General features: G+C 72.7%; 16 protein-coding genes, 1 tRNA gene and 1 pseudogene. 9 read left to right on the top strand and 9 right to left on the bottom strand.

From position 1 onward, the window contains the following. Positions 1–27: 27 nt before the first annotated feature. Together AMIR_RS34485 and AMIR_RS34490 are read left to right on the top strand one after the other, a co-directional pair. Positions 28–98: transfer RNA gene (locus tag AMIR_RS34485), tRNA-Gly, on the top strand. A gap of 653 nt (positions 99–751) precedes the next feature. Next, positions 752–1,336 carry a hypothetical protein gene (locus AMIR_RS34490; protein WP_015805632.1) on the top strand — a complete coding sequence of 195 codons (585 nt, stop codon included), beginning with the start codon at positions 752–754 and terminating at the stop codon, positions 1,334–1,336. Positions 1,337–1,387: 51 nt separating this feature from the next. Here the strand turns inward: AMIR_RS34490 and AMIR_RS34495 are convergent, their stop codons facing one another. Beyond that, the gene (locus tag AMIR_RS34495) at positions 1,388–2,989 is read right to left on the bottom strand and encodes a sodium:solute symporter family protein (RefSeq protein WP_015805633.1); all 1,602 of its coding nucleotides are present in this window, start codon (positions 2,987–2,989) and stop codon (positions 1,388–1,390) included. Between the two features lie 335 nt (positions 2,990–3,324). Here AMIR_RS34495 and AMIR_RS34500 point away from each other — a divergent pair, with 335 nt between their 5' ends. Further along, a complete protein-coding gene (locus AMIR_RS34500; protein ID WP_245554570.1) occupies positions 3,325–3,942 on the top strand; it encodes a response regulator transcription factor in 618 nt (205 codons plus the stop codon). Positions 3,943–4,190: 248 nt separating this feature from the next. Further along, positions 4,191–6,029 (top strand): acyl-CoA dehydrogenase, encoded by a 1,839-nt coding sequence (locus tag AMIR_RS34505; RefSeq protein ID WP_015805635.1) that lies wholly within the window; start codon positions 4,191–4,193, stop codon positions 6,027–6,029. 96 nt (positions 6,030–6,125) lie between these two features. Here the strand turns inward: AMIR_RS34505 and AMIR_RS34510 are convergent, their stop codons facing one another. Both AMIR_RS34510 and AMIR_RS34515 read right to left on the bottom strand, forming a co-directional pair. Further along, the gene (locus AMIR_RS34510; protein WP_245554571.1) at positions 6,126–6,911 is read right to left on the bottom strand and encodes a DUF1206 domain-containing protein; all 786 of its coding nucleotides are present in this window, start codon (positions 6,909–6,911) and stop codon (positions 6,126–6,128) included. Between the two features lie 85 nt (positions 6,912–6,996). Further along, positions 6,997–8,826 carry a VanW family protein gene (locus AMIR_RS34515; RefSeq protein ID WP_118948564.1) on the bottom strand — a complete coding sequence of 610 codons (1,830 nt, stop codon included), beginning with the start codon at positions 8,824–8,826 and terminating at the stop codon, positions 6,997–6,999. Positions 8,827–9,475: 649 nt separating this feature from the next. Here AMIR_RS34515 and AMIR_RS42530 point away from each other — a divergent pair. Then, entirely contained in the window at positions 9,476–9,664 is a 189-nt protein-coding gene (locus AMIR_RS42530) for a hypothetical protein (RefSeq protein ID WP_049797035.1), read from the top strand. A gap of 90 nt (positions 9,665–9,754) precedes the next feature. Here AMIR_RS42530 and AMIR_RS34520 read toward each other — a convergent pair whose 3' ends face one another. The 4 genes from AMIR_RS34520 to AMIR_RS40840 form a co-directional block, all read right to left on the bottom strand. After that, complete coding sequence (locus AMIR_RS34520; RefSeq protein WP_049797036.1) at positions 9,755–10,048, bottom strand: GroES family chaperonin; 294 nt, start codon at positions 10,046–10,048, stop codon at positions 9,755–9,757. 88 nt (positions 10,049–10,136) lie between these two features. Continuing rightward, a complete protein-coding gene (locus AMIR_RS34525) occupies positions 10,137–11,960 on the bottom strand; it encodes an NHL domain-containing thioredoxin family protein (protein WP_041837208.1) in 1,824 nt (607 codons plus the stop codon). A gap of 112 nt (positions 11,961–12,072) precedes the next feature. Beyond that, positions 12,073–12,441: a PIN domain-containing protein gene (locus AMIR_RS34530; RefSeq protein ID WP_015805640.1), complete on the bottom strand. Its 369-nt coding sequence runs from the start codon at positions 12,439–12,441 to the stop codon at positions 12,073–12,075. 460 nt (positions 12,442–12,901) lie between these two features. After that, positions 12,902–13,048, bottom strand: coding sequence for a hypothetical protein (locus AMIR_RS40840; protein WP_015805641.1), 147 nt, complete (start codon positions 13,046–13,048; stop codon positions 12,902–12,904). A gap of 294 nt (positions 13,049–13,342) precedes the next feature. Here AMIR_RS40840 and AMIR_RS34535 point away from each other — a divergent pair, with 294 nt between their 5' ends. Further along, the gene (locus AMIR_RS34535; RefSeq protein ID WP_049797037.1) at positions 13,343–13,969 is read left to right on the top strand and encodes an SIMPL domain-containing protein; all 627 of its coding nucleotides are present in this window, start codon (positions 13,343–13,345) and stop codon (positions 13,967–13,969) included. A gap of 116 nt (positions 13,970–14,085) precedes the next feature. Here AMIR_RS34535 and AMIR_RS34540 read toward each other — a convergent pair whose 3' ends face one another. Both AMIR_RS34540 and AMIR_RS34545 read right to left on the bottom strand, forming a co-directional pair. Continuing rightward, positions 14,086–15,309: an OmpA family protein gene (locus AMIR_RS34540; RefSeq protein ID WP_015805643.1), complete on the bottom strand. Its 1,224-nt coding sequence runs from the start codon at positions 15,307–15,309 to the stop codon at positions 14,086–14,088. A gap of 84 nt (positions 15,310–15,393) precedes the next feature. Then, positions 15,394–16,659 (bottom strand): acetyl-CoA C-acetyltransferase, encoded by a 1,266-nt coding sequence (locus tag AMIR_RS34545; protein ID WP_015805644.1) that lies wholly within the window; start codon positions 16,657–16,659, stop codon positions 15,394–15,396. Positions 16,660–16,740: 81 nt separating this feature from the next. On the opposite strand from AMIR_RS34545, the gene AMIR_RS34550 reads away from it, so the two are divergent. From AMIR_RS34550 to AMIR_RS34560, 3 genes and pseudogenes are all read left to right on the top strand, one after another. Continuing rightward, a complete protein-coding gene (locus tag AMIR_RS34550) occupies positions 16,741–18,213 on the top strand; it encodes a 3-oxoacyl-ACP reductase (protein ID WP_015805645.1) in 1,473 nt (490 codons plus the stop codon). Next, positions 18,213–19,016 carry a MaoC family dehydratase gene (locus AMIR_RS34555; protein WP_015805646.1) on the top strand — a complete coding sequence of 268 codons (804 nt, stop codon included), beginning with the start codon at positions 18,213–18,215 and terminating at the stop codon, positions 19,014–19,016. Before AMIR_RS34550 ends, AMIR_RS34555 begins: the two co-directional genes overlap by 1 nt. Before the next feature lie 127 nt (positions 19,017–19,143). Then, positions 19,144–19,599 (top strand): annotated as a pseudogene (locus tag AMIR_RS34560) (DUF4433 domain-containing protein); the annotation flags it as partial. Between the last annotated feature and the right edge of the window lie 59 nt (positions 19,600–19,658).

Consider the following 19,658-nt stretch of genomic DNA (forward strand, 5'->3'; position numbering starts at 1 on the left):
ATGTGTATGATCGGAGCCGCACCGCAAGCGGGTGTAGTTCATTGGTAGAACGACAGCTTCCCAAGCTGTAGAGGCGGGTTCGATTCCCGTCACCCGCTCAGCAGGACGAAGGCCCAGGTCAGAACCTCAACAGGGTTCACGGCCCGGGCCTTCGCCATGTTCGGGGCGCGGCGGGGCGCGCCGGTCCGGGCGGACCTCGGAAACCCGGCCCCCACCTGCCGGAACACCCGCTCCGGCCGTTCGTCCGGGCCCGGACGCGGGGCGCGACGCGCCCGGCGGACCGAACCACACGATCGAGTGAAGAGCTGATCAGCGCCCGGCCGGTTCCGAGCGGCTTCCGGCGGTCCGGGACGGCGGTTCCGCGCCCCTCGACGCGGCCCGAACCGGCCTCCGGGACGTGTTCTGCGGGCCTCCGAAGCGGACCCACGAGTGATCTTGGTCATCCTCAAGCCGGGCACGCCGGTTGCGACCGGCGCCCTTCACGGCAGGGGTGGCTCGCCACTTCACCCTGCAACCTGCCTGCGCAGGTTGAGGTGGGAAGGTTGGCAGCGAAGGCTTGCCCGTTCGGATCAGCGGTCCGTAGAGCCGATATCAGCGAAAACGGCTCCCAAAACTACCCCCCTGGAGCAGCGTTCCGGCGATCCGCAACCCGAGCCCGGCCGCACCACCCGAAGTCGTGAACTTCGGTTCCCCGAAGGCTCACTCGGGCGCAGGTGCGGCGAATGATCGACTTCACCCCAGACTTGCCGCCATGGGGGTGTACCGGTCCAAGCGGACCCGGCGCAGGGTGGTGCTGCTCAGCGCGCTGCCGCTGGCCTTCGGTCTGCTGGGGTTGGTCCAGCCCTGGCACGACGAGTGGTTCGTGAACGAGTCGTTCCACTACCCCGGCGCCTTCCTCTTCGCGGGGGGCGTCACGCTGCTGATGAGCGGCCTGCTGAACCGGGTCAAGCTGACCGAGGCCGGCTTCGCCCTCCACAACGGCAGCGGCCACAAGCACGTGCTGCGCCGCGAGCACGTCGCCGAGATCTGGCACGTCGACTGGAAGCCCTCGCCCGTCTACGTGCGCGACCACTGGGGCCGGGTCTTCACGGTCGGGACCGCGGCGTACGACGTGGAGTACGCCCGTTACCTCGTCCAGGTGATGCGCGCCCACTGGCGGGCGAACCTCCCGGAGATGCCCCCGGCCCGACCCACCACGCACCCCGGCTCGGTCCCGTCCATGCGCCCCGTGACCCACCCCGGTTCGCACCCCGCGATGCGTCCCGCGTACCAGGCCCCCGCCCCCGAGGGGCGGGCCGCCGGGTCCGCGGCGCCCCCGGCTCAGCCCACCACCTGAGCACCGGAGGACCGCCGTTCCCGCTCGCGCGAGCGGGAACGGCGGTCACCGTCAGCCCTTCTCGCTGCGGCTCGCCCCGCGTCCCCCGCCGCCGCGCCCCTCGCCGCGCTCCGCATCGCCGCGCTCCACCTCGGCGTCGACCGCCACCGACAGCGTCTCGCCGGTCGCCGCGTCCGTGCGCAGCGACTCCACCAGCGCCTCGCGCTCGGGCGACGGCTGCGGTCGCAGGAAGCCGATCGACAGGTACAGCACCAGGGACAGCACGAGCGGCCAGGAGACGATCACGCCCTGGGTGACCCACTCGGCCTTCTCGAACTGCTGCTGCCAGTACAGGAACGCCCACGTGCCGAGGCCGCCGATCACGGACGCCTTCGCCGCGAGCGGCCCGACCCTGCGGAACGGCGGCAGCAGCCCCAGCATCAGCGGGATCGCGATCGGGCCCATCGTCGCCGCCACCAGCGCGATCACGATCTTGAGCACGAACCCCTTGGTGTCCGCGGTCAGCGCGATCGTCATGGAGAACCCGATGAAGAGGAACGTGGTGAGCCGGGCCAGCTTCAGCTGCGCGTCGGCGGAGAGCCCGGTGGCCCGCTTCCACAGCCTGGGCAGCATGTCGCGGGTGATGACGGCGGCGATCACGTTGGCGTCCGAGGACACCATCGCCATGGTGTGCGAGAAGAACCCGGCGAGCACCAGGCCGACCATGCCCGCCGGGAGCATCGCCTTGCCCATCTCGACGTAGGCCTGCTCGGCGTTGGCCTCCATGCCCGGCACGATCAGCGGCGCGGCCCACATCGGCAGGAACAGCACCAGCGGCCACACCAGCCACAGGACGGCGGACAGCAGGGCGGAGCGGCGGGCGGCGGCCCCGGACGGCGCGGCCATGTAGCGCTGCGCCAGGTTCCACATGCCGCCGTTGTACTCCAGCGTCTTGATCAGGAAGAGCGCCATGAAGAACACCAGGGTGTAGGGCCCGGTCAGCGGCTCGCTGTGCGAGGCGGGCAGCCGGTCCCACATGGTCCAGACGAAGTCGATCCCGCCGAAGTGGGCGGCGACCGCGACGAACATGGCGATGCCCGCGAAGCCCTGGATGACGAACTGGCCGAAGTCGGTGAGCGCGTCGGCCCACAGGCCGCCGAGCACCGAGTAGACCATGGTGACCACGCCGACGATCAGGATGCCGACCCACACGTCGACGCCCGCGAAGCCCTGGAGCAGCACGGCGACCGCGACCCACTTGGCGGCGATGTCGACGACCTTCAGTGCGGCGCCCGCCCAGGCCATGATCTGCTGGGTCGGCACGTCGTACCGGATGGCCAGGTACTCCAGCGGTGACTTCACGCCGTGCTTGGAGCGAAGGCGGTTCCAGGCGGGCGCCCATAAGAAGGCCCCGATGCCCACGCCCACGCCGATGGTCAGCGCCCACCAGATGTAGACGGTCAGCCCGAGCCGGTACGCCTCGGCGGCGAAGGCCACGAACATGACCGCGCTGTACCCGGACATGTGGTGCGAGATCCCGGAGAGCCACCAGGGCATCCGGCCGCCCGCGGTGAAGAAGTCGGCGATGGTGCTGATCCGCCCCCGCGACCAGACGCCGATCCCCACCATCACGAAGAAGTACCCGCCGACCACGACCCAGTCGAGGGTGTCCATCTGTCCTCCCTGCGTGCGCCGATGCCCGCGCGTGGGCAGCTCGGCTCGGGCGGCGGTTCCGGGCGGCTCCCACGCGGACGTGTGACGTAGGTCTTACGGAGGTGTTGCCGTGCGCGGTAGCCCACACCGGTCAAATGACTCACACTTGTGACCCTTGTTCACATCCTTGATCATTGATCACGCAGAGTGAGTAAATCTTTCTTCGGGGAAACCGCGTCATATCGCGGTGTCCGCTGCGTCTCAGGTCCATGGGAACCGGTGTCAACGGGCGCCCGCTGTCCGCGGCGGGCGCTGCTCGACTTGCCTCAGGGCCGGGGGTCGCGCTCGTCGACCCCGTGCCGCTGCTCCGTGAGGGCCTGGCGGCGGTGGTCCGCCGGACGCCGGGGCTGAACTGGCTCGGCTCGACGGGGCACCTCAACTCCGCGGTGCGGCTGCACGAGCGGCTGCGGCCGGACGTGCTGCTGGTCGACTCGGTGCTCGACCCGCAGGGCCACCTGGCCTCGCTGCTGGTCGCGAGCGATCCGCAGCTGGCGGTGGTGGCGCTGGTGCGCGAGCCGCACCGCACCCCGAAGTATGTGCGCGGCGCGCTCGCCGCGGGGGTGCGGGGCCTGGTGCCGCGCACCGCCGAGCCCGCCGAGGTGGTGGAGGCGATCCTGCGCGCGCACCGGGAGCGGGTGCACCTCGACCCGACGCTGGCGCCGCTGGCGGCGGGGTTCAGCCCCGGCGCGGACTCGGGCACCAGGCGGGCGCTGTCGCGGCGGGAGTACGAGGTGCTCCAGCTGATCGCGGACGGCCTGGAGAACCAGTCGGTGGCGGACGCGCTGTACGTGTCGGTGGAGACGGTGCGCACGCACGTGAAGAACATCCTGCGGAAGCTGCGGGCGCGGGACCGGACGCACGCGGTGTCGCTGGCCTACCAGGCGGGGCTGCTCAGCGGTCGGCTGGCGCCCTAGGCCGGGACCTCCGCGGTCGGCCGGGGAGCGCCTCGGCGTGGACCGGCGCCCGTTCGCGGGCGCCGGTCCCGGCCGTGCCCGCGGGTCGCCCGCCGTCACGCGCCCGGTGGAACGGGAGGCGGCGGTCCGGCGTTCGGTCGACCACAACCGGGTGGCTGGCCTTGCCGGGGTTACTGACAGGTAATACCCTGCTTGTTACCGGTCAGTAAGGGGGATCAGGCCCCGACCTTGATGGAGTGAGCGACGCGATGGGTCACTACAAGAGCAACGTCCGGGACCTCGAGTTCAACCTCTTCGAGGTCTTCACCGTGCAGGACCACCTCGGCACGGGGCCGTTCGAGCAGGCCGACGAGGAGACCGCGCGCGGCATCCTCACCGAGCTGAACAACCTCGCGGTCGGCCCGCTGGCCGACTCCTTCGCCGAGTCCGACCGCAACCCCCCGGTCTTCGACCCGAAGACCCACTCGGTGACCCTGCCCGAGGCGTTCCGGCAGTCCTACCGGGCGCTCTGGGACGGCGAGTGGTACCGCCTCTCGCTCCCGGAGGACCTGGGCGGCTTCGGCGTGCCCCCCTCGGTGCAGTGGGCGGCGTCCGAGCTGGTCCTGGGCGCGAACCCGTCCGCGTACATGTACATGGCGGGCCCCAACTTCGCCACGGTCGTGCACCGCAACGGCACCGACGAGCAGAAGCGCTGGGCCCAGTTCATGATCGACGACGGCTGGGGCGCCACCATGGTGCTGACCGAGCCGGACGCCGGTTCGGACGTGGGCGCGGGCCGCACCAAGGCCGTGCGGCAGGAGGACGGCTCCTGGCACCTGGACGGCGTGAAGCGGTTCATCACCTCGGGCGACCAGGACCTGACCGAGAACATCATGCACCTGGTGCTGGCTCGCCCCGAGGGCCCCGGCATCGAGTCGAGGCCGGGCACCAAGGGCCTGTCGCTGTTCCTGGTGCCGAAGTTCCACTTCGACTCCGAGACCGGCAAGTCCACCGGTGAGCGCAACGGCGCCTTCGTCACCAACGTCGAGCACAAGATGGGCCTGAAGGCCTCCACGACCTGCGAGCTGACCTTCGGCCAGCACGGCGTGCCCGCCAAGGGCTGGCTGCTGGGCGAGGTGCACAACGGCATCGCGCAGATGTTCCAGGTCATCGAGTACGCCCGGATGATGGTCGGCACCAAGGCCATCGGGACGCTCTCGACCGGCTACCTGAACGCGCTGGCGTACGCCAAGGAGCGGGTGCAGAGCGCCGACCTGACCCGGATGACGGACAAGACCGCGCCGCGCGTCACCATCACCCACCACCCGGACGTGCGCCGCAGCCTGATGCTGCAGAAGGCCTACGCCGAGGGCCTGCGCGCGGTGTACCTGTACACCGCGACGTTCCAGGACAGGATCAAGCTCGGTGGCGAGGGCCAGGCGCTGGCCGAGAAGGTCAACGACCTGCTGCTGCCGGTGGTCAAGGGCGTCGGCTCCGAGCGCGCCTACGAGCAGCTCGCGCAGTCGCTGCAGACGCTGGGCGGCTCCGGCTTCCTGCAGGACTACCCGATCGAGCAGTACATCCGCGACTCGAAGATCGACTCGCTGTACGAGGGCACCACCGCGATCCAGTCGCTGGACTTCTTCTTCCGGAAGATCATCCGCGACAAGGGCCAGGCGCTCGGCCACATCAACGGCGAGATCCAGGCGTTCCTCGACTCCGAGGGCGGCAACGGCAGGCTCAAGGAGGAGCGGGCGCTGCTCAAGCAGGGCCTGGAGGACCTCCAGGGGATGCTCGGCGCGCTCGTCGGGTTCCTGACCTCCTCGCAGGAGGACGTGGCCAACCTGTACAAGGTCGGCCAGAACTCGGTGCGGCTGCTCATGACCGCCGGTGACGTGCTGGTCGGCTGGCTGCTGCTGCGCCAGGCCGAGGTGGCGCTGACCAAGCTCGCGGGCGAGCCGTCCGCCAAGGACAAGGCGTTCTACGAGGGCAAGGTCGCGGTGGCGTCGTTCTTCGCCAAGACCGTGCTGCCCGAGCTGTCGGCGCGCCGCAAGTCCACCGAGAGCACCGACAACTCGCTGATGGACCTGGACGAGGCCGCGTTCTGACCGACGTCCCCGTGACGCGCGGGAGGGCGGCGCCCCACGTGGGCGCCGCCCTCCTCCGCGTTCCGGCCCGTCCCCTGCGCGGGCGGGCCTACTCGCTCACTTGTGGGCCTTGGCCGCCGCGAAGCAGTAACCGCCGTAGCCGACGAAGCCGAGCGCGATGACGATCAGCACGACGACGCCGTAGGGCTGGCCCGCGAGGGTGTGCAGCGCCTTGTCCATGCCGCCGGACTGGTTCGGGTCGGCGAAGATCGCGGCGAGCCCGACCAGGACGCCGATGGTCGCGATCGCGATGCCCTTGCCGATGAAGCCGACCTGGCCCAGCCGCTCGACGGTCTTCTGCGTGCCCTGGGGCAGCTCGGACATGTTCAGGTCGTCCTTGAAGGACTTCTTGACGCCCTTGCGGATCTGGTTGACCCCGACGCCGATGACCACCAGGGCGGCGATGCCGACGAGGAACTGCCCGCCGGGCATGGCCAGCACCTTGGCCGTGAGGGTCTGCTGCTGGGAGCCCGAGTCCGAGGACGAGCCGCCCACCGCGTAGGTGATGGCCGCGACGCCGATCGCGACGCCCGCGACCGCGCGGACGCCCGCCGAGATCCGGCGGAACAGGCGCTTGCGCTTGTCGGTGACCCAGCTGTAGCCGGAGGCGGCCAGCGCGGCCTGCCACACGGCGAACGCGAACAGGCCGATCGCCACGACCCACAGCAGCACGACGCCGAACGGCGCCTCGGCGATGGTCGCGACCGCGCCCTTCTGATCGGTCTGCTGGTCGGAGTCGCCGAGGACGACCTGGACGGTCAGCGCCGCCAGCAGGACGTGGACGATCCCGTAGCAGACCATGCCCGCCCGGCCGAGCAGTTGAACCGCCGGGTGTCTCCGCACCTCGTGAACGCTGTTAGCCACGACCGGGTGATACCCGGTCGTGGCTACGGCGAATCACCCCGCGTTCAGCGGGACGCGGTCCGCGCTAGGCGGGCGGCGCCTCGCACACGATCTTGGGCGACGGGTCGTACTTGACGGTGCGGGTCTCGTTCCGCGTCTGGCCGGTGCGCCGGTCCTTGATCGTGCGGGTGTCGGTGACCGTGAAGCCCTGGGCGCCCGCGCTCGCGACGCACGGCTGCGTGGACTTCTTGATCTCCTGCGGCTCGGTGGGACTGGTCTTCTCGCCCGTCGAGCCGGTGACGTCGTAGTTCTTGGTGCCCCAGAGCACGATCTTGATGGAGCCCGCGGTCCAGATCGTCTGGATCGCGACGCCCGTGTCGTCCGGGTTGGTGAACTTGATGTCGATCAGGCTGTTGCCCGCCGTGTCCATGAACACCGTGGCCTCGCGGCCCGCCGGGTACCGGGAGATCCAGTAGCTGTGCTCCTTGTGCCCGGCGTCCTTCATGCCCGCGTAGTAGTAGGCGTTGTAGAGCGTCGTGGCGAACTGCGAGATGCCGCCGCCGACCGCGCGGCCGGGGGCGCCGTTCTCGATGATGCCCGCGTCCACGTAGCCCTCCGCCTTGCCGCGCGGACCGGTGTAGCCGTTGAGGCTGAACGTCTCGCCCGGCTTCACGATCGCGCCGTTGACCTTCTCGGCCACCACGCGGATGTTCACGCCGGAGTCCTGGGCGAAGCCACCGGTCTGGAACTCGCCGATGACCTCCTTGATGCCCATCTTGTTCGCCTGCTCGGTGGTCACCTTGGCGGGCGTGTGCTTGTACTCCGCCTTGACCTCGCGCTTGTCGCCGCGCTTGAGCACGTCGATGAAGCCGTTCAGGGACTTGTCCCAGTCGACCCCGAGGCCGTCGACCGACTCCTTCACGGTGGGCCTGCCGCCGTCGAAGACGATCTCGGCGTCCTTGCCCTCCTTCTCGGTCTCCTTCAGCTGGGGACCGGCGGCCTCGATCACCTTGCCGTTGTCCACCTTGGCGTTCAGCGAGCCGTCGTCGGCGGGCTCGAACACCAGGACGGTGGCCAGGTTCTCCGGGGCCAGGGTGGCGTCCTTGCCCTCGCCCTTGATGACGACCGGGGAGGCGACCGCAGGCGCGGCGACCTCCTCCAGCGCCTTGGCGACGCCCTCCTTGGTGGTCTTCACCGGGGTGGTGGCGACCGGGAGCTCGACGCCGTTGCCGTTGGCCCAGCTGGACAGCAGCACGCCGGACGCCTCGGGGACCTCCAGCTTCTGGCCCTGCTTCGGGTCGACCGCGACGGGCTTGGCGCCCTCGAAGCGGATCGTGCCCTCGGCCGGGTCGTGGTCGGTCGTGCCGCGCAGGCCCTCCAGGGCGGCGGTCACCTTGGCGTCGTCCGCCTTGGAGACGATGCCGACCTCGCGGGTGCTGAAGAACGAGGTGACCCTGGTGATCGGGGACAGCGGCTGGCTGCCCGCCTGGTCGAGCGTGGCGGTCCAGTCCAGCTCCAAGCCCGCCGACCTCGGGTCCAGCTCGGTCTCGACGTCACCGGCCTTGACCTTGATCGGCTTCTCCAGCCGGGGGCTGATCTCGTCGCGGAGCTTGCCCTCGGCGTCGGAGTGGCTCATGCCGCCGACGTCGACGCCCGCGACCGTGACGCCGCGCGGGACGTTGCCGCTGGACACCGCGAGGTCGACGCCCCACAGGACCGCGAGCGCGCCCACGACGGACGCCGCGACCAGACCGATCTTGCGGTTGCGCCGCCGCTTGGCGTCGGCGTCGGACGCCGGGGCGTCCCCGCCCGGCTGCTGCTCGACCATGTGCGGGCCGAGCACCGTCGCCTCGGCCGGGTTCGCCGCCCCCTGGGGCGGGAACGTGCCGGGGCGCTGGCCCGGCGGGACGCTCATGCCACCGGGCGGGGTGCCCGGAGGCACGCTCATGCCGCCCGGCGGGGTGCCCATCGGGATGCCCGCCGCCGGGGTCCCGGTGCGCGCGCCCGGCGGGATGGTCCCCCGACCGGGGTTCACGACGGTGGTGTCGCCACCCCCGGTGACGGGCGCGAAGACCGCGGTCGCCTCGGTGGAACCGGGGGGCGGTGCGGACTGGAAGGTCCGCTGCCCCTCGGGGGTCACCGCCTGGGTGGCGTCCGCGCCGAGGTTCTTCGTCGCGTCCGCGCTCAGGTTCCGGGTGACGTCCTGGGAACCGCCCGCCTGGGGAATCCCCGACGGGGGAGTCCCCGGCTGGGCGGCCCCGGACTGGTTCTGGTTCGCCCCCGCCTGGGGAGTTCCGGGCTGGGGAATGCCGGCCGGGGGAGTCCCCTGCCGGCCGCCCGCCCGCATCCACGGCGGGTCCTGCTCGCCGCCGGTCTGACCGGCGGCGTCCTCGCCCTTCCCGCTGCCCTTCTCGCTGCCGTTCTCACTGCTCTTCGTCGTCGCCTCGGCGGCGCCGCCCGGCGCACCCTCGGGGTTGAGCGCGCGCGTCACGTCGGCCTTGGGCTTGGCGCCCTCCGGGTCGAGCGCGCGCGTCACGTCGCTCGCGGGCTGCACGTTCTGCACGGTGGCCGCGGAAGACGCGTCCGACCCGGTGCTCGTGGCGGCGGTGGCGGCGTCGGGCTCCTCCGACGGCCAGCCCTGGTTCACCGCCGAGGCGGAGATGATCGTGGTGCGCTCCGAAGCAGTGCTCGACGGCGGGCGGGACGGCTTCTTCATGGCCGTGGTCCGCTCGGCGTCGTGCTCCGGTCGCTGATTCTCCGGCACCGCTCCCCCTCTTGCTCTACCGCAAGGTCCTGGGACTGCTTACCCGACCGTCGTCACGCGGTGGTCACGTTCCGACCCGTCAGAGGTAAAGACCTGTGCCGTGGTCGGTCCGCTCGGTCGCGGTGGCGTGCACGTCGCGCTCCCGCATGACCAGGTAGGCGTGGCCCTGGACCTCGACCTCGAACTGGTCATCCGGGTTGAAGAGCACCCGGTCCCCGACCTTCACGTGGCGCACGTTCGTGCCGACGCCGAGGACGTCGCCCCACGCCAGGCGCTTCGCCACCTGCGCGGTCGCCGGGATCACGATGCCCCCGCTGCTGCGGCGCTCGCCGTCCTCCGGCGAGATCCGCACCATGACGCGGTCGTGCAGCATCTGGATCTCAAGCTTGACATCGGACACCGGGGGAGTCTACGTGGCCCCTCGGTGTCCCCCCGTGCTCACCCGTCGGAGCGAGCGGGCCTCACCCGTCCAGGCCGCCCATCATCAGCGGCAGCCGGGACGGGCCGTCCGGCGTGATCCGGACCGGGACGCCCCAGTCCTGGCGGGTGAGCTTGCAGACCGGGTGCTCGACCGCAGGGTCGTCGGTGCAGCTCGCGGCCTGGGCGACCACGTGCAGCACACCCTCGGTGAAGCCCTCGGCGACGCGCAGCCCGCGCACCAGGTCCGTGCCGACGCCCGCGCCGCCGACCAGCAGCCCCGGCGGGGAGCTGGTGATCTCCAGACGGGTGGACGGGCCGTAGCGGTCGTCGAGCTTCTGGCCGGTGGGCGGGGTGAAGACGACGGCCAGCTCCAGCTCGCCGACGCCGATCTCGGTCGGGGGGCGGCGCACCCGGTGGGCGTCCCCGGTGATCCGGACGCCGGGGGCGACCGGGCGCTCCAGGCGGTGCGCGGCGGAGGCGACGACGACCAGCTCGCCGTCGACGAGCACGGCGTCGGACGGCTCGGCGACGTCGGTGGCGATGGTGGAGACCTCGCCGGTGGCCGGGTCGTAGCGGCGGACCGCGCCGTTGTAGGTGTCGGCGATCGCGACCGAGCCGTCCGGGAGGGCGGTGACGCCCAGCGGGTGCTGCAGGAGGGCCTGGTCCGCGGGGCCGTCGCGGTGGCCGAAGTCGAACAGGCCCTTGCCGACGGCGGTGTGGACGGTGCGGTCGGGGTCGAGCCAGCGCAGGGCGGAGGTCTCCGAGTCGACCAGCCACAGGCGCTCGCCGTCCGAGGCCAGGCCCGAGGTCTGGGCGAAGAACGCCTGGTCGGCGGGGCCGTCGTTGAGGCCCTCGACGGTGGTGCCCGCGAGGCGCTCCAGCCTGCCCGCGACCGGGTCGAACAGGCCGAGGGTGTGGTTGCCCGCGAGGGCGATGGCGACCGCGTTCGCCGGTTCCCACCAGACCACGTCCCAGGGGCTGGTCAGCGGGATCTCGTCGGCCGGGCCGTCGGTGGCCCCGTCGCGCCACTGCTCGCCGGTGCCCGCGACGGTGGTGACCTCGCCGGTGTCCAGGTTGAGGCCGCGCAGGAGGTGGTTGACGGTGTCGGCGACGACGGCGTGGTAGCCGGTCGTGGCGGCGACCTCCGGCGGGAGCAGGGCGATGCCCGCGGGCTCGGAGAAGGTGGGTTCCAGGCCGTCCGCGCGCCCGCGCTCGCCGGTGCCGACGCGGCGCAGGACGGTCTCGCCGTCGGCGGCCAGCTCGACCAGGGAGTGGTGGGCGGAGTCGCTGACCAGGAGGGTGCCCGCCGGGGTGAGGACGGCCTTGGCGGGGAAGCGCAGGGCGGTGTCCGGCGGCGGCGGGGCCACGTACGGGCCGTCGCCCCGGTGGAGGGTGCCCTTGGCCTCGTGCTCGGCGATCAGCTCGGTGATGACCTGGCGCAGGGCGTCGACGTGGCCCTCACCCGCGGCGACGTGCACGACGTAGCCCTCGGGGTCGACCACGACGAGGGTCGGCCAGGCCTTGACGGCGTAGTTCTGCCAGGTGGTCAGCTCGGGGTCGTCGAGGACGGGGTGGTGCACCTCGTACCGCTCGACGGCGGCGACCAGCGCGTCCGGGTCGGCCTCGTGGACGAACTTCGGCGAGTGGACGCCGATGGTGACCAGGACGTCGGCGAACTCGGCCTCCAGGGGGCGGAGCTCGTCCAGGACGTGCAGGCAGTTGATGCAGCAGAAGGTCCAGAAGTCGAGCAGGACGACCTTGCCCCTGAGCTGGGCGAGGGTGATGTCCTGGTCCCCGGTGTTCAGCCAGCCCCGGCCGACGAGCTCGGGGGCACGGACACGGGCACGGCGTCGCGCGGTCGTCACGGGGGAAGTGAACACCGGGGTGGGGGCGGGGTGTTCCCCAGCCCACCGGTTGGGATGGTGGTCGGGGGCGCGGCCGGGTGGTCGAGCGGCTGGTGGCGTGACGTTCCGCCGGTCAGCGGACGGACTTCGGGCCCAGGGTGTGGGCGCCCAGGGCTCGGACGCGGTCCTTCAGCTCGCGGTCGGCGGTCACCACCGTGCAGGGTCTCGGGGCGGCTTCGGCGACCAGGGCGACGATCTTGTCGTCGCCGCTCGCCTCGGCTGCCACCACGTGGACGCCCGGCACGGACTCCACGTGCTTCGCCCTGCCCTCCACGACCAGGACGACCTCCAGCGGGCCCGGCAGGGGTGACACCCCTTCGGTGGACACCCGCACGAGGGAGTCGCGGAGGCGTTCGGCCGCTGCGGCCCGGTCGCGCCACCAGCCGTCCGGGACTGAGCCCACGACGTTCGCGCCGTCTACTACGAGCAGTGGGTCGGTCATCCCGCCATGCTGCACCGGCGCGGGCGGCGGGGCCGGGAGGTTCGGGGATCCGATGCGGGTGTGGCGTGCCTACCAGCGGGAGCGGGGGTGGCGGCGGCAGGGCGTCGGGCGGTGGGAGCGGGGGTGGACGCGGTGGGGGCGTCCGCTCGACCGGGGGTTTGAGCTGGGGCGACCTCGGGCCGCACAGGGAAGAGCCCCGAGGTGCTGCCAGGTCGGGGGTCCGACAGCACTTCGGGGCTACTGGGAACATCGAGACACGATCGTGAGCCGTTACAGCCCCTGAAGCGTGTGACGGGGATCACGTTTTGATGTGCCCCACATGCACGCGAGACCCTGCCGCGCGGGAGGTGCGGCAGGGTCTCGTCGTTTTCCCCCGAAGAGCTCGCGCGGTCCCGGCGGGGCGCGCCCGGTGTCGAGGTCGGGCAGCCGTTCGCGCGCGAATGCTTCAGCGGAGGGAGTCTCAGCGGAGGGTGTTCGCCTGCGCCTGGGCGATCACGATCAGCTCGTGCCGCATCGCGGGCGTCGGAGCCATGTCGATGGCGCGGGCGACGGCCTTGCGGTTGCGAGCCTCGACACGGCGGGCGCGGAGCTTCGCAGCGAAGTTCATCGGGAACTCATCCCTCTCAAAAGTCTTGCTTGGCGCTTCGGGGCGGTACGTGTCAAGTATGCACCCCTTCCGTAACACAACGCAAACGATTCTCCGGTGAGGCGCGGCACATACCGAAGATTCATCGGCCACAACCTAGCTGCAACCGAAGATTCACCCGTGAAGCAACTACCGTGTGCCGATCGACAACTACGCTCCGCTTCTGTCGCAGTGACTTTCCGGGACCTTCGTCCATGCCGGCCCCGTCGTTCGGACGTGTTGTCAGGGACCACTCGGACGGGTTGGCTGGGGTGCATGGCCGAAGTGGTGACCAAGGGTGTCGGCAAGGTCGAGCGGACCGCCGACCGCGCGCAGGTGGACGTGACCTTCGAGGCCGAGTCCTCGACCAGGAACGAGGCGGCGGGCGCGCTCGCCGAGCGGGTCGGGCGGGTGGAGGAGCTGCTGCGGCGCGACGGCGTCGAGGTGCGGGTGCGCTCGCTGTCCGTGCACGACAACTGGCTCGGCGACCGGCGCGCGGGCGCGCGGGCCCAGCAGCGGTACGTGGTGCGCGCGACGGACCTCGCCGTCCTGGACGAGCTGCTGTCCGGGCTGGTCGCCGCCGAGCCCGCGTGGCTGAACGGGCCGACGTGGGAGCTGTCCTCCGACGCCGACGCGGTCACCGAGGCGCAGCAGGCCGCCGTGGCCGACGCCCGGCGCCGGGCCGAGGGCTACGCGGCGGCGCTGGGCGCCCGGCTGGGCCCGCTGCTGCGGCTGGCCGACGGCGACGGCGAGGTGTGGGCGGCCGAGACCGCCAGGGCGACCATGGCCTACGGGGCCGGGGGCGCGCCCGGCGAGCCGGTGCGGATGGAGCAGCTGAACCTGGAGGCGCAGCAGATCGTGGTCACGGTCCGGTGCTCCGCGACCTGGACGCTGCTGGACTAGCGGCTCCGCGGGGGAGGGGAGGGCCGCGCCGGGAGCAGGCCGAAGACCGCGCCGGACGAGCGGATGGCGGCCGGGGGCCGTGCCGGACGAGCGGGCGCGGCCCCCGGTGCGCGTCGTCACCCGCCCGCCACCGGTCCGGTCAGCTCCACCACCACCGCCCGGTTCTGCTCCGCCGCACCCGGCACCGGCTGCCCGGTCGCGTCGACCTCCGGACGCACCGGTTCGGCGTACCCGACGCCGCGCACCGAGGTCAGCGCCTCGCTCGGGACGCCCAGCGACACCAGCGCGCCCGCCACCCGGCGGGCCCTGCGCTCGGACAGGGCCAGCGCGCCCTGCGCCGCGCCCCGGTGCGCGGTGTGCCCGGTGACGCGCGCCGTCGTCCCCGGTCCGAACCGGCGGGCGATGCGCTCCAGCGCCGCCGACGCGGCGGGCATCAGGACGTCCGAGTCGGGTTGGAACAGCAGGGCGTTCGGCAGGGTCACGACCTCCGTCGCGCTCCGGGCGCTGTCGTCCTGCCGATCGGCGTCCTCACCGCCGGCCTCTCCCCCGCCGTCCTGGGGCCGCTCGTCTGGCAGCCCGCCCTCCACCGGCACGGCGGGCACGCGCACCTGCGACACCGGTTCCCGCCGCTCGCCCGCCGTCACGTCCAGGTCGCACCCGGAGCCCTGCGCGCGCAGGCAGATGCCCCGCCACAGCTCGCCCAGCGCCCGCCTGCCGCCGTCGGGCAGCGGCTGCTGCGGGCCTGCCACCTCGCCGAGGCCGCTGAGCAGCACCCGCTTGCCCGCGAGCCGGGGCACCGCGTCGACCGGGAGCGCGCTGATCGCGTCCGGGACGTCCAGCGCGAGCCCGCGCTCGGCGAGGTCGAGCGGCGCGGCGGTCTGCAGGCCGCTGCTCAGCAGCACCACGGTCTGCGCGCCGGGCACGCGGGCCGCGGCGGCGAGCAGGCCGAGCGGGTCGAGCTGGGGGTTGTCGCCCGCCGCCGCGCCGACCACGGACTCGACCTTGCCCAGCGTCTCGACCAGCGCCTTCTCCCGCCGCTCCGGGTCGCGCTCCAGCGCGCCGTCCCCGTTCCTCGGGCTGATCGGCCCGTCCCACACCGCGATGGGCGAGTTCGCGCTGGACCGGTGGACGACCAGCCGCACGTCCCCGCCCGCGACCGCCTCGCGCAGCACGGCCCGCACGGCGGGGGTGAGGGTGACGGCGGGCTCGTTGGCCGACGCGGTCACGCCGATGACGACGGTGGAGGTGGGGTCGCGCTCGGCGCACGCGGTCGTGGTCGCGGGCAGCAGCGCCAGGGGTAACAGGAGGGGCAGGACTCGGCCGGGTGGAAGACGAACCATGCTCCGAATAACGGCGTCCCAGCGCGGCCCGTTACGGCCGAACGCAGTAATGCGGGGACGGATTTCCATTGTCCCGCAATGGTTTCAGCGCTCCAGCACGGCGACGACGCCCTGCCCGCCCGCCGCGCAGATCGAGATCAGCCCACGTCCCGAGCCCCTGCGCGCCAGCAGCTTCGCGAGCGTGGCGACGATCCGCCCGCCGGTCGCGGCGAACGGGTGGCCCGCGGCGAGGGACGAGCCGGTGACGTTCAGCCTGGCGCGGTCGACGCGGCCGAGCCGGACGCCGTCCGCGAGCGCCGGGTGGTCGGGGTCCTCCCAGGCCTTGAGGGTGGCCAGGACCTGGGAGGCGAACGCCTCGTGGATCTCGTAGAAGTCGAAGTCCGGCAGCGCGATCCCGGCGCGGGCGAGCAGCCTGGGCACCGCGTGGACCGGCGCGGTGAGCAGGCCCTCGCCGCCGTGCACGTGGTCGACGGCGGCGGTCTCGGAGAACGTCAGGTACGCCTGCACCGGCAGCCCGCGCGCCGCCGCCCACTCCTCGCTCGCCAGCAGGACCACCGCCGCGCCGTCGGTGAGCGGGGTGGAGTTGCCCGCCGTCATGCCGGAGTCGGCGCCGAAGACGGGCTTGAGGGCGGCGAGCTGGGCCGGGGTGGAGTCGGGGCGCAGGTTCTGGTCCCTGGTGAGGCCGAGGAACGGGGTCACCAGGTCGTCGAGGAAGCCGGAGTCGTAGGCGGCGGCGAGGTTGCGGTGGCTGGCGGCGGCGAGCTCGTCCTGCTCGGCGCGGGTGACGCCCCACTGCCGCGCGGTGATCGCGGCGTGCTCGCCCATGGACATCCCGGTGCGGGGCTCGCCGTTGCGGGGGATCTCCGGGACGACGTGGCCGGGGCGCAGCCTGGCGAGCGCGCGCAGGCGGGCGGTGGTGGTGCGGGCGCGGTTGAACTCCAGGAGGACCTCGCGCAGGCCCTCGTTGACGCCGATCGGGGCGTCGGAGGCGGTGTCGACGCCGCCCGCGATCCCGGAGTCGAGCTGCCCGAGGGCGATCTTGTTGGCCACCGCGATCACGGCCTGGAGGCCCGTCCCGCAGGCCTGCTGGAGGTCGGTGGCGGGGGTGGCGGGGGACAGGGCGCTGCCGAGGACGGACTCGCGGACGAGGTTGAAGTCCCTGCTGTGCTTGAGGACCGCGCCGCCGACGACCTCGCCGAGGCGCTCGCCCGCGAGGCCGAAGCGGGTGACGAGGCCGTCGAGGGCGGCGGTGAGCATGTCCTGGTTCGAGGCTCGGGCGTACGCGCCGCCCGCGCGGGCGAACGGGGTGCGGTTGCCGCCGAGGACGGCGACCCTCCTGGTGCCTGCCACGTGGCCTCCCTCGTCGCGGTGACCCCGAAGCTTACCTACTCGTGAGTAGACTTACTAGCCGGTAGGGAGTGTGATGGGGCCATGGATCGGTACCAGTCCTTCGCCGGGACCGCCCTCGGGCGGTTGGTCGTTCGCAAGCTCGGACTGCCCGCGCCGCACCCGCTGCGGCGGCACGTCCCAGGGCAGCCGCCGCTGGACGGGCCGGTGCTGCTCGGGGGTGGCGGGCGGTTGCGGGAGCCGGTCGGGCGGGTGATCGCGGAGACCGGGGCGCGGGTGGTCGAGGCGGCGCCGGACGGTGTGGTGGGCTCGGGCGGCGTGGCGGGCACGAGCGGCGTGGCGGCGGGCAGTGGCGGTGCTGCGGCTGGTGGCGGCGCAGCGGCGGGCGGCGCAGCGGCGGGCGGCGCAGCGGCGGCTGCGGGCGGTGGTGCCGCGGGGACCGGCGGTGGCGCGGCGAGCGGGGAGCTGTGGGGCGCGCTGGTGTTCGACGCGACCGGGATCGACTCGGTCGGGCGGTTGCGGGAGCTGCACGCGTTCTTCCAGCCCGTCGTGCGCTCCCTCGCGCCGTGCGGGCGGGTCGTGGTGCTCGGGTCGCCGCCCGAGGGGGCCGTCTCGCGCGCGGCCCAGCGGGCGCTGGAGGGGTTCACCCGCAGCCTCGGCAAGGAGCTGCGCCGGGGCGCGACCGCGCAGCTCGTCCAGGTCGCCGAGGGGGCCGAGGGCGCGGTGGGGTCGACGCTGGGGTTCCTGCTGTCCGGGCGCTCGGCGTACGTGTCCGGCCAGGTCGTGCGGATCGGACCGGCCGAGGTCGTCGCGCCCGCCGACCCGGAGCGACCGCTCGACGGCCAGGTCGCGCTGGTCACCGGGGCGGCGCGGGGGATCGGGGCGGCCATCGCCGAGGTGCTCGGCCGGGACGGGGCGCACGTGGTGTGCCTGGACGTGCCCGCCTCCGGCGCGGCGCTGGCCGAGGTCGCCGAGCGGGTGGGCGGGTCGGCGTGCCACTTCGACATCACCGCGCCGGACGCGCCGCGCGGGATCGCCGGACTGCTGGCCGAGCGGCACGGCGGGGTGGACGTGGTGGTGCACAACGCGGGCATCACCCGCGACCGCACCCTCGGACGGATGACCCCGGACGAGTGGGACGCCGTGCTGTCGGTGAACCTCGCCGCCCAGGAGCGGGTGAACGGCGAACTCCTGCGGGTGCTGCGCGGTGGTGGCAGGGTCGTGGGGGTGTCGTCGATCGGGGGCGTCGCGGGGAACGCGGGCCAGACCAACTACGCCACCAGCAAGGCCGGGGTGATCGGCCTGGTGGAAGCGCTCTCCGAGGAGCTGCGGGGGCGGGGCGCCGCGAACGCCGTCGCGCCGGGGTTCATCGAGACCGCGATGACCGCCGCGATGCCGCTGCTGCCCGCGCTGGTCGGGCGGCGGCTCAACTCGGTGGCGCAGGGCGGGTTGCCGGTGGACGTGGCCGAGACCGTGGCGTGGCTCGCGCACCCGGCGTCGGCCGGGGTGACCGGCAACGTCGTGCGGGTGTGCGGGCAGAGCCTGCTGGGGGCGTGATGGCGAGCCTGGGACTGCTGTACGCGAGGGCCGCCCTGTCGGGGTTCGCCCGGCGGGGTGAGGAGCTGCCTGCGGGTGAGCGGTCGGCGCGGGTGGTGGTGGACCGGGACCACCTGGCCGAGTACGCGCGGGTGTGCGGGTTCCGGCGGCGCGACGAGCTGCCGGTGACCTACCCGCACGTGCTGGCTTTCGCGCTGCAGGTGGACCTGATGACCGCGCGCGGTTTCCCGTTCCCGCTGCCGGGGCTGGTGCACGTGGCCAACCGGGTGACCCAGACCAGGCCGCTGCTGGTGGGCGAGCCGCTGGAGCTGCGGGTGCGGCTGGAGGAGCTGCGGGCGCACGAGCGCGGTCGGCAGTTCGACGCGGTGACCACGGCCGAGGTCGACGGGGAGCGGGTCTGGGTCGATGTGTCGACATATCTACGGCGCACCGGGGGTGGTGGGGCCCGGTCGGGCGGGGTGCTGGAGCCGCCGGAGCCGAACGCGGTGTGGCGGGTGCCCGGCGACGTGGGCAGGCGGTACGCGGCGGTGTCCGGAGACCGGAACCCGATCCACCTGTTCGGGCTGGCGGCGCGCGCGTTCGGGTTCAGGCGGGCGATCGCGCACGGGATGTGGACGAAGGCCCGGTGCGTGGCGGCCCTGGAGGGCCGGATCGGCGGGGCGCAGGTGGTGGACGCCCGCTTCAAGACCCCGCTGGGCCTGCCCGCGCGGGCGGAGTTCTCGGCGCGGCAGACGGTGGAGGGGTGGCGGTTCGCGGTGTGGAGCGGCGGGCGGCCGGTGCTGGAGGGGTCGGTCAGCGGGTGAGGTTCCCGCAGTGGTGACAAGTCCGCCCCAGCAGGGGAGTCCGCTCCTCAGCGAACCGGGCCCGCTAATTGGCTGGTGTGGCACTTCACGCACGTCGACAACCTGACGTCCATCGCGGCCGCCGGGCAGGTCGGTCGCGGACCACGTCCCGTTCTACATCGCGGCGAAGTCCCCCATGCTGTACGCGGTGCCCAAGGGGCGCGCTGACCATCCCGGTGGCGACCGGGACACAGTGTTCCAGGGACTTGCCGTGGGAGCGATCGCCGCCTCCGGTGCTACGTGGTGCGTGAGCGATGTCAACGCGTCGATCAGAACAGTCTGGTTCACCCGCGACCTGACCGCTCTGGGCGAGCACGTCGACTTCGACCTGCTGTGCCAGCGGGCCTGGAATTCGACAGAGCAGGACAACCACAGGCCGAACAGGCGAGCCGCCGAAGTGCTGGTCCTGGACGAAGTTCCGCTCGAGAACCTCGCTTTCGTCGCCACAAAGGAAGAAAAAACCCCGGCAAGAGCGCGAAGCGCACTCGGCACGGCCGGAACCGCGCTCCAGCACCATGTGGTTCCGCACCTCTACCACAGCTAAGAGCACAGGTGATCAAGAATGGGGTGGGTGACCTCCTGACTGCCGACGTCGAAGCGCTC

Origin of the sequence: Actinosynnema mirum DSM 43827 (assembly GCF_000023245.1) — a bacterium.
Taxonomy (GTDB): domain Bacteria; phylum Actinomycetota; class Actinomycetes; order Mycobacteriales; family Pseudonocardiaceae; genus Actinosynnema; species Actinosynnema mirum.

Coding starts and splice junctions, on each gene's coding strand:
- AMIR_RS34490 (WP_015805632.1), top strand. CDS start 752: ATGGGGGTGTACCGGTCCAAGCGGACCCGGCGCAGGGTGGTGCTGCTC.
- AMIR_RS34495 (WP_015805633.1), bottom strand. CDS start 2,989: ATGGACACCCTCGACTGGGTCGTGGTCGGCGGGTACTTCTTCGTGATG.
- AMIR_RS34505 (WP_015805635.1), top strand. CDS start 4,191: ATGGGTCACTACAAGAGCAACGTCCGGGACCTCGAGTTCAACCTCTTC.
- AMIR_RS34515 (WP_118948564.1), bottom strand. CDS start 8,826: ATGAGCGTCCCGCCGGGCCAGCGCCCCGGCACGTTCCCGCCCCAGGGG.
- AMIR_RS34520 (WP_049797036.1), bottom strand. CDS start 10,048: ATGCTGCACGACCGCGTCATGGTGCGGATCTCGCCGGAGGACGGCGAG.
- AMIR_RS34530 (WP_015805640.1), bottom strand. CDS start 12,441: ATGACCGACCCACTGCTCGTAGTAGACGGCGCGAACGTCGTGGGCTCA.
- AMIR_RS40840 (WP_015805641.1), bottom strand. CDS start 13,048: ATGAACTTCGCTGCGAAGCTCCGCGCCCGCCGTGTCGAGGCTCGCAAC.
- AMIR_RS34535 (WP_049797037.1), top strand. CDS start 13,343: ATGGCCGAAGTGGTGACCAAGGGTGTCGGCAAGGTCGAGCGGACCGCC.
- AMIR_RS34540 (WP_015805643.1), bottom strand. CDS start 15,309: ATGGTTCGTCTTCCACCCGGCCGAGTCCTGCCCCTCCTGTTACCCCTG.
- AMIR_RS34550 (WP_015805645.1), top strand. CDS start 16,741: ATGGATCGGTACCAGTCCTTCGCCGGGACCGCCCTCGGGCGGTTGGTC.
- AMIR_RS34555 (WP_015805646.1), top strand. CDS start 18,213: ATGGCGAGCCTGGGACTGCTGTACGCGAGGGCCGCCCTGTCGGGGTTC.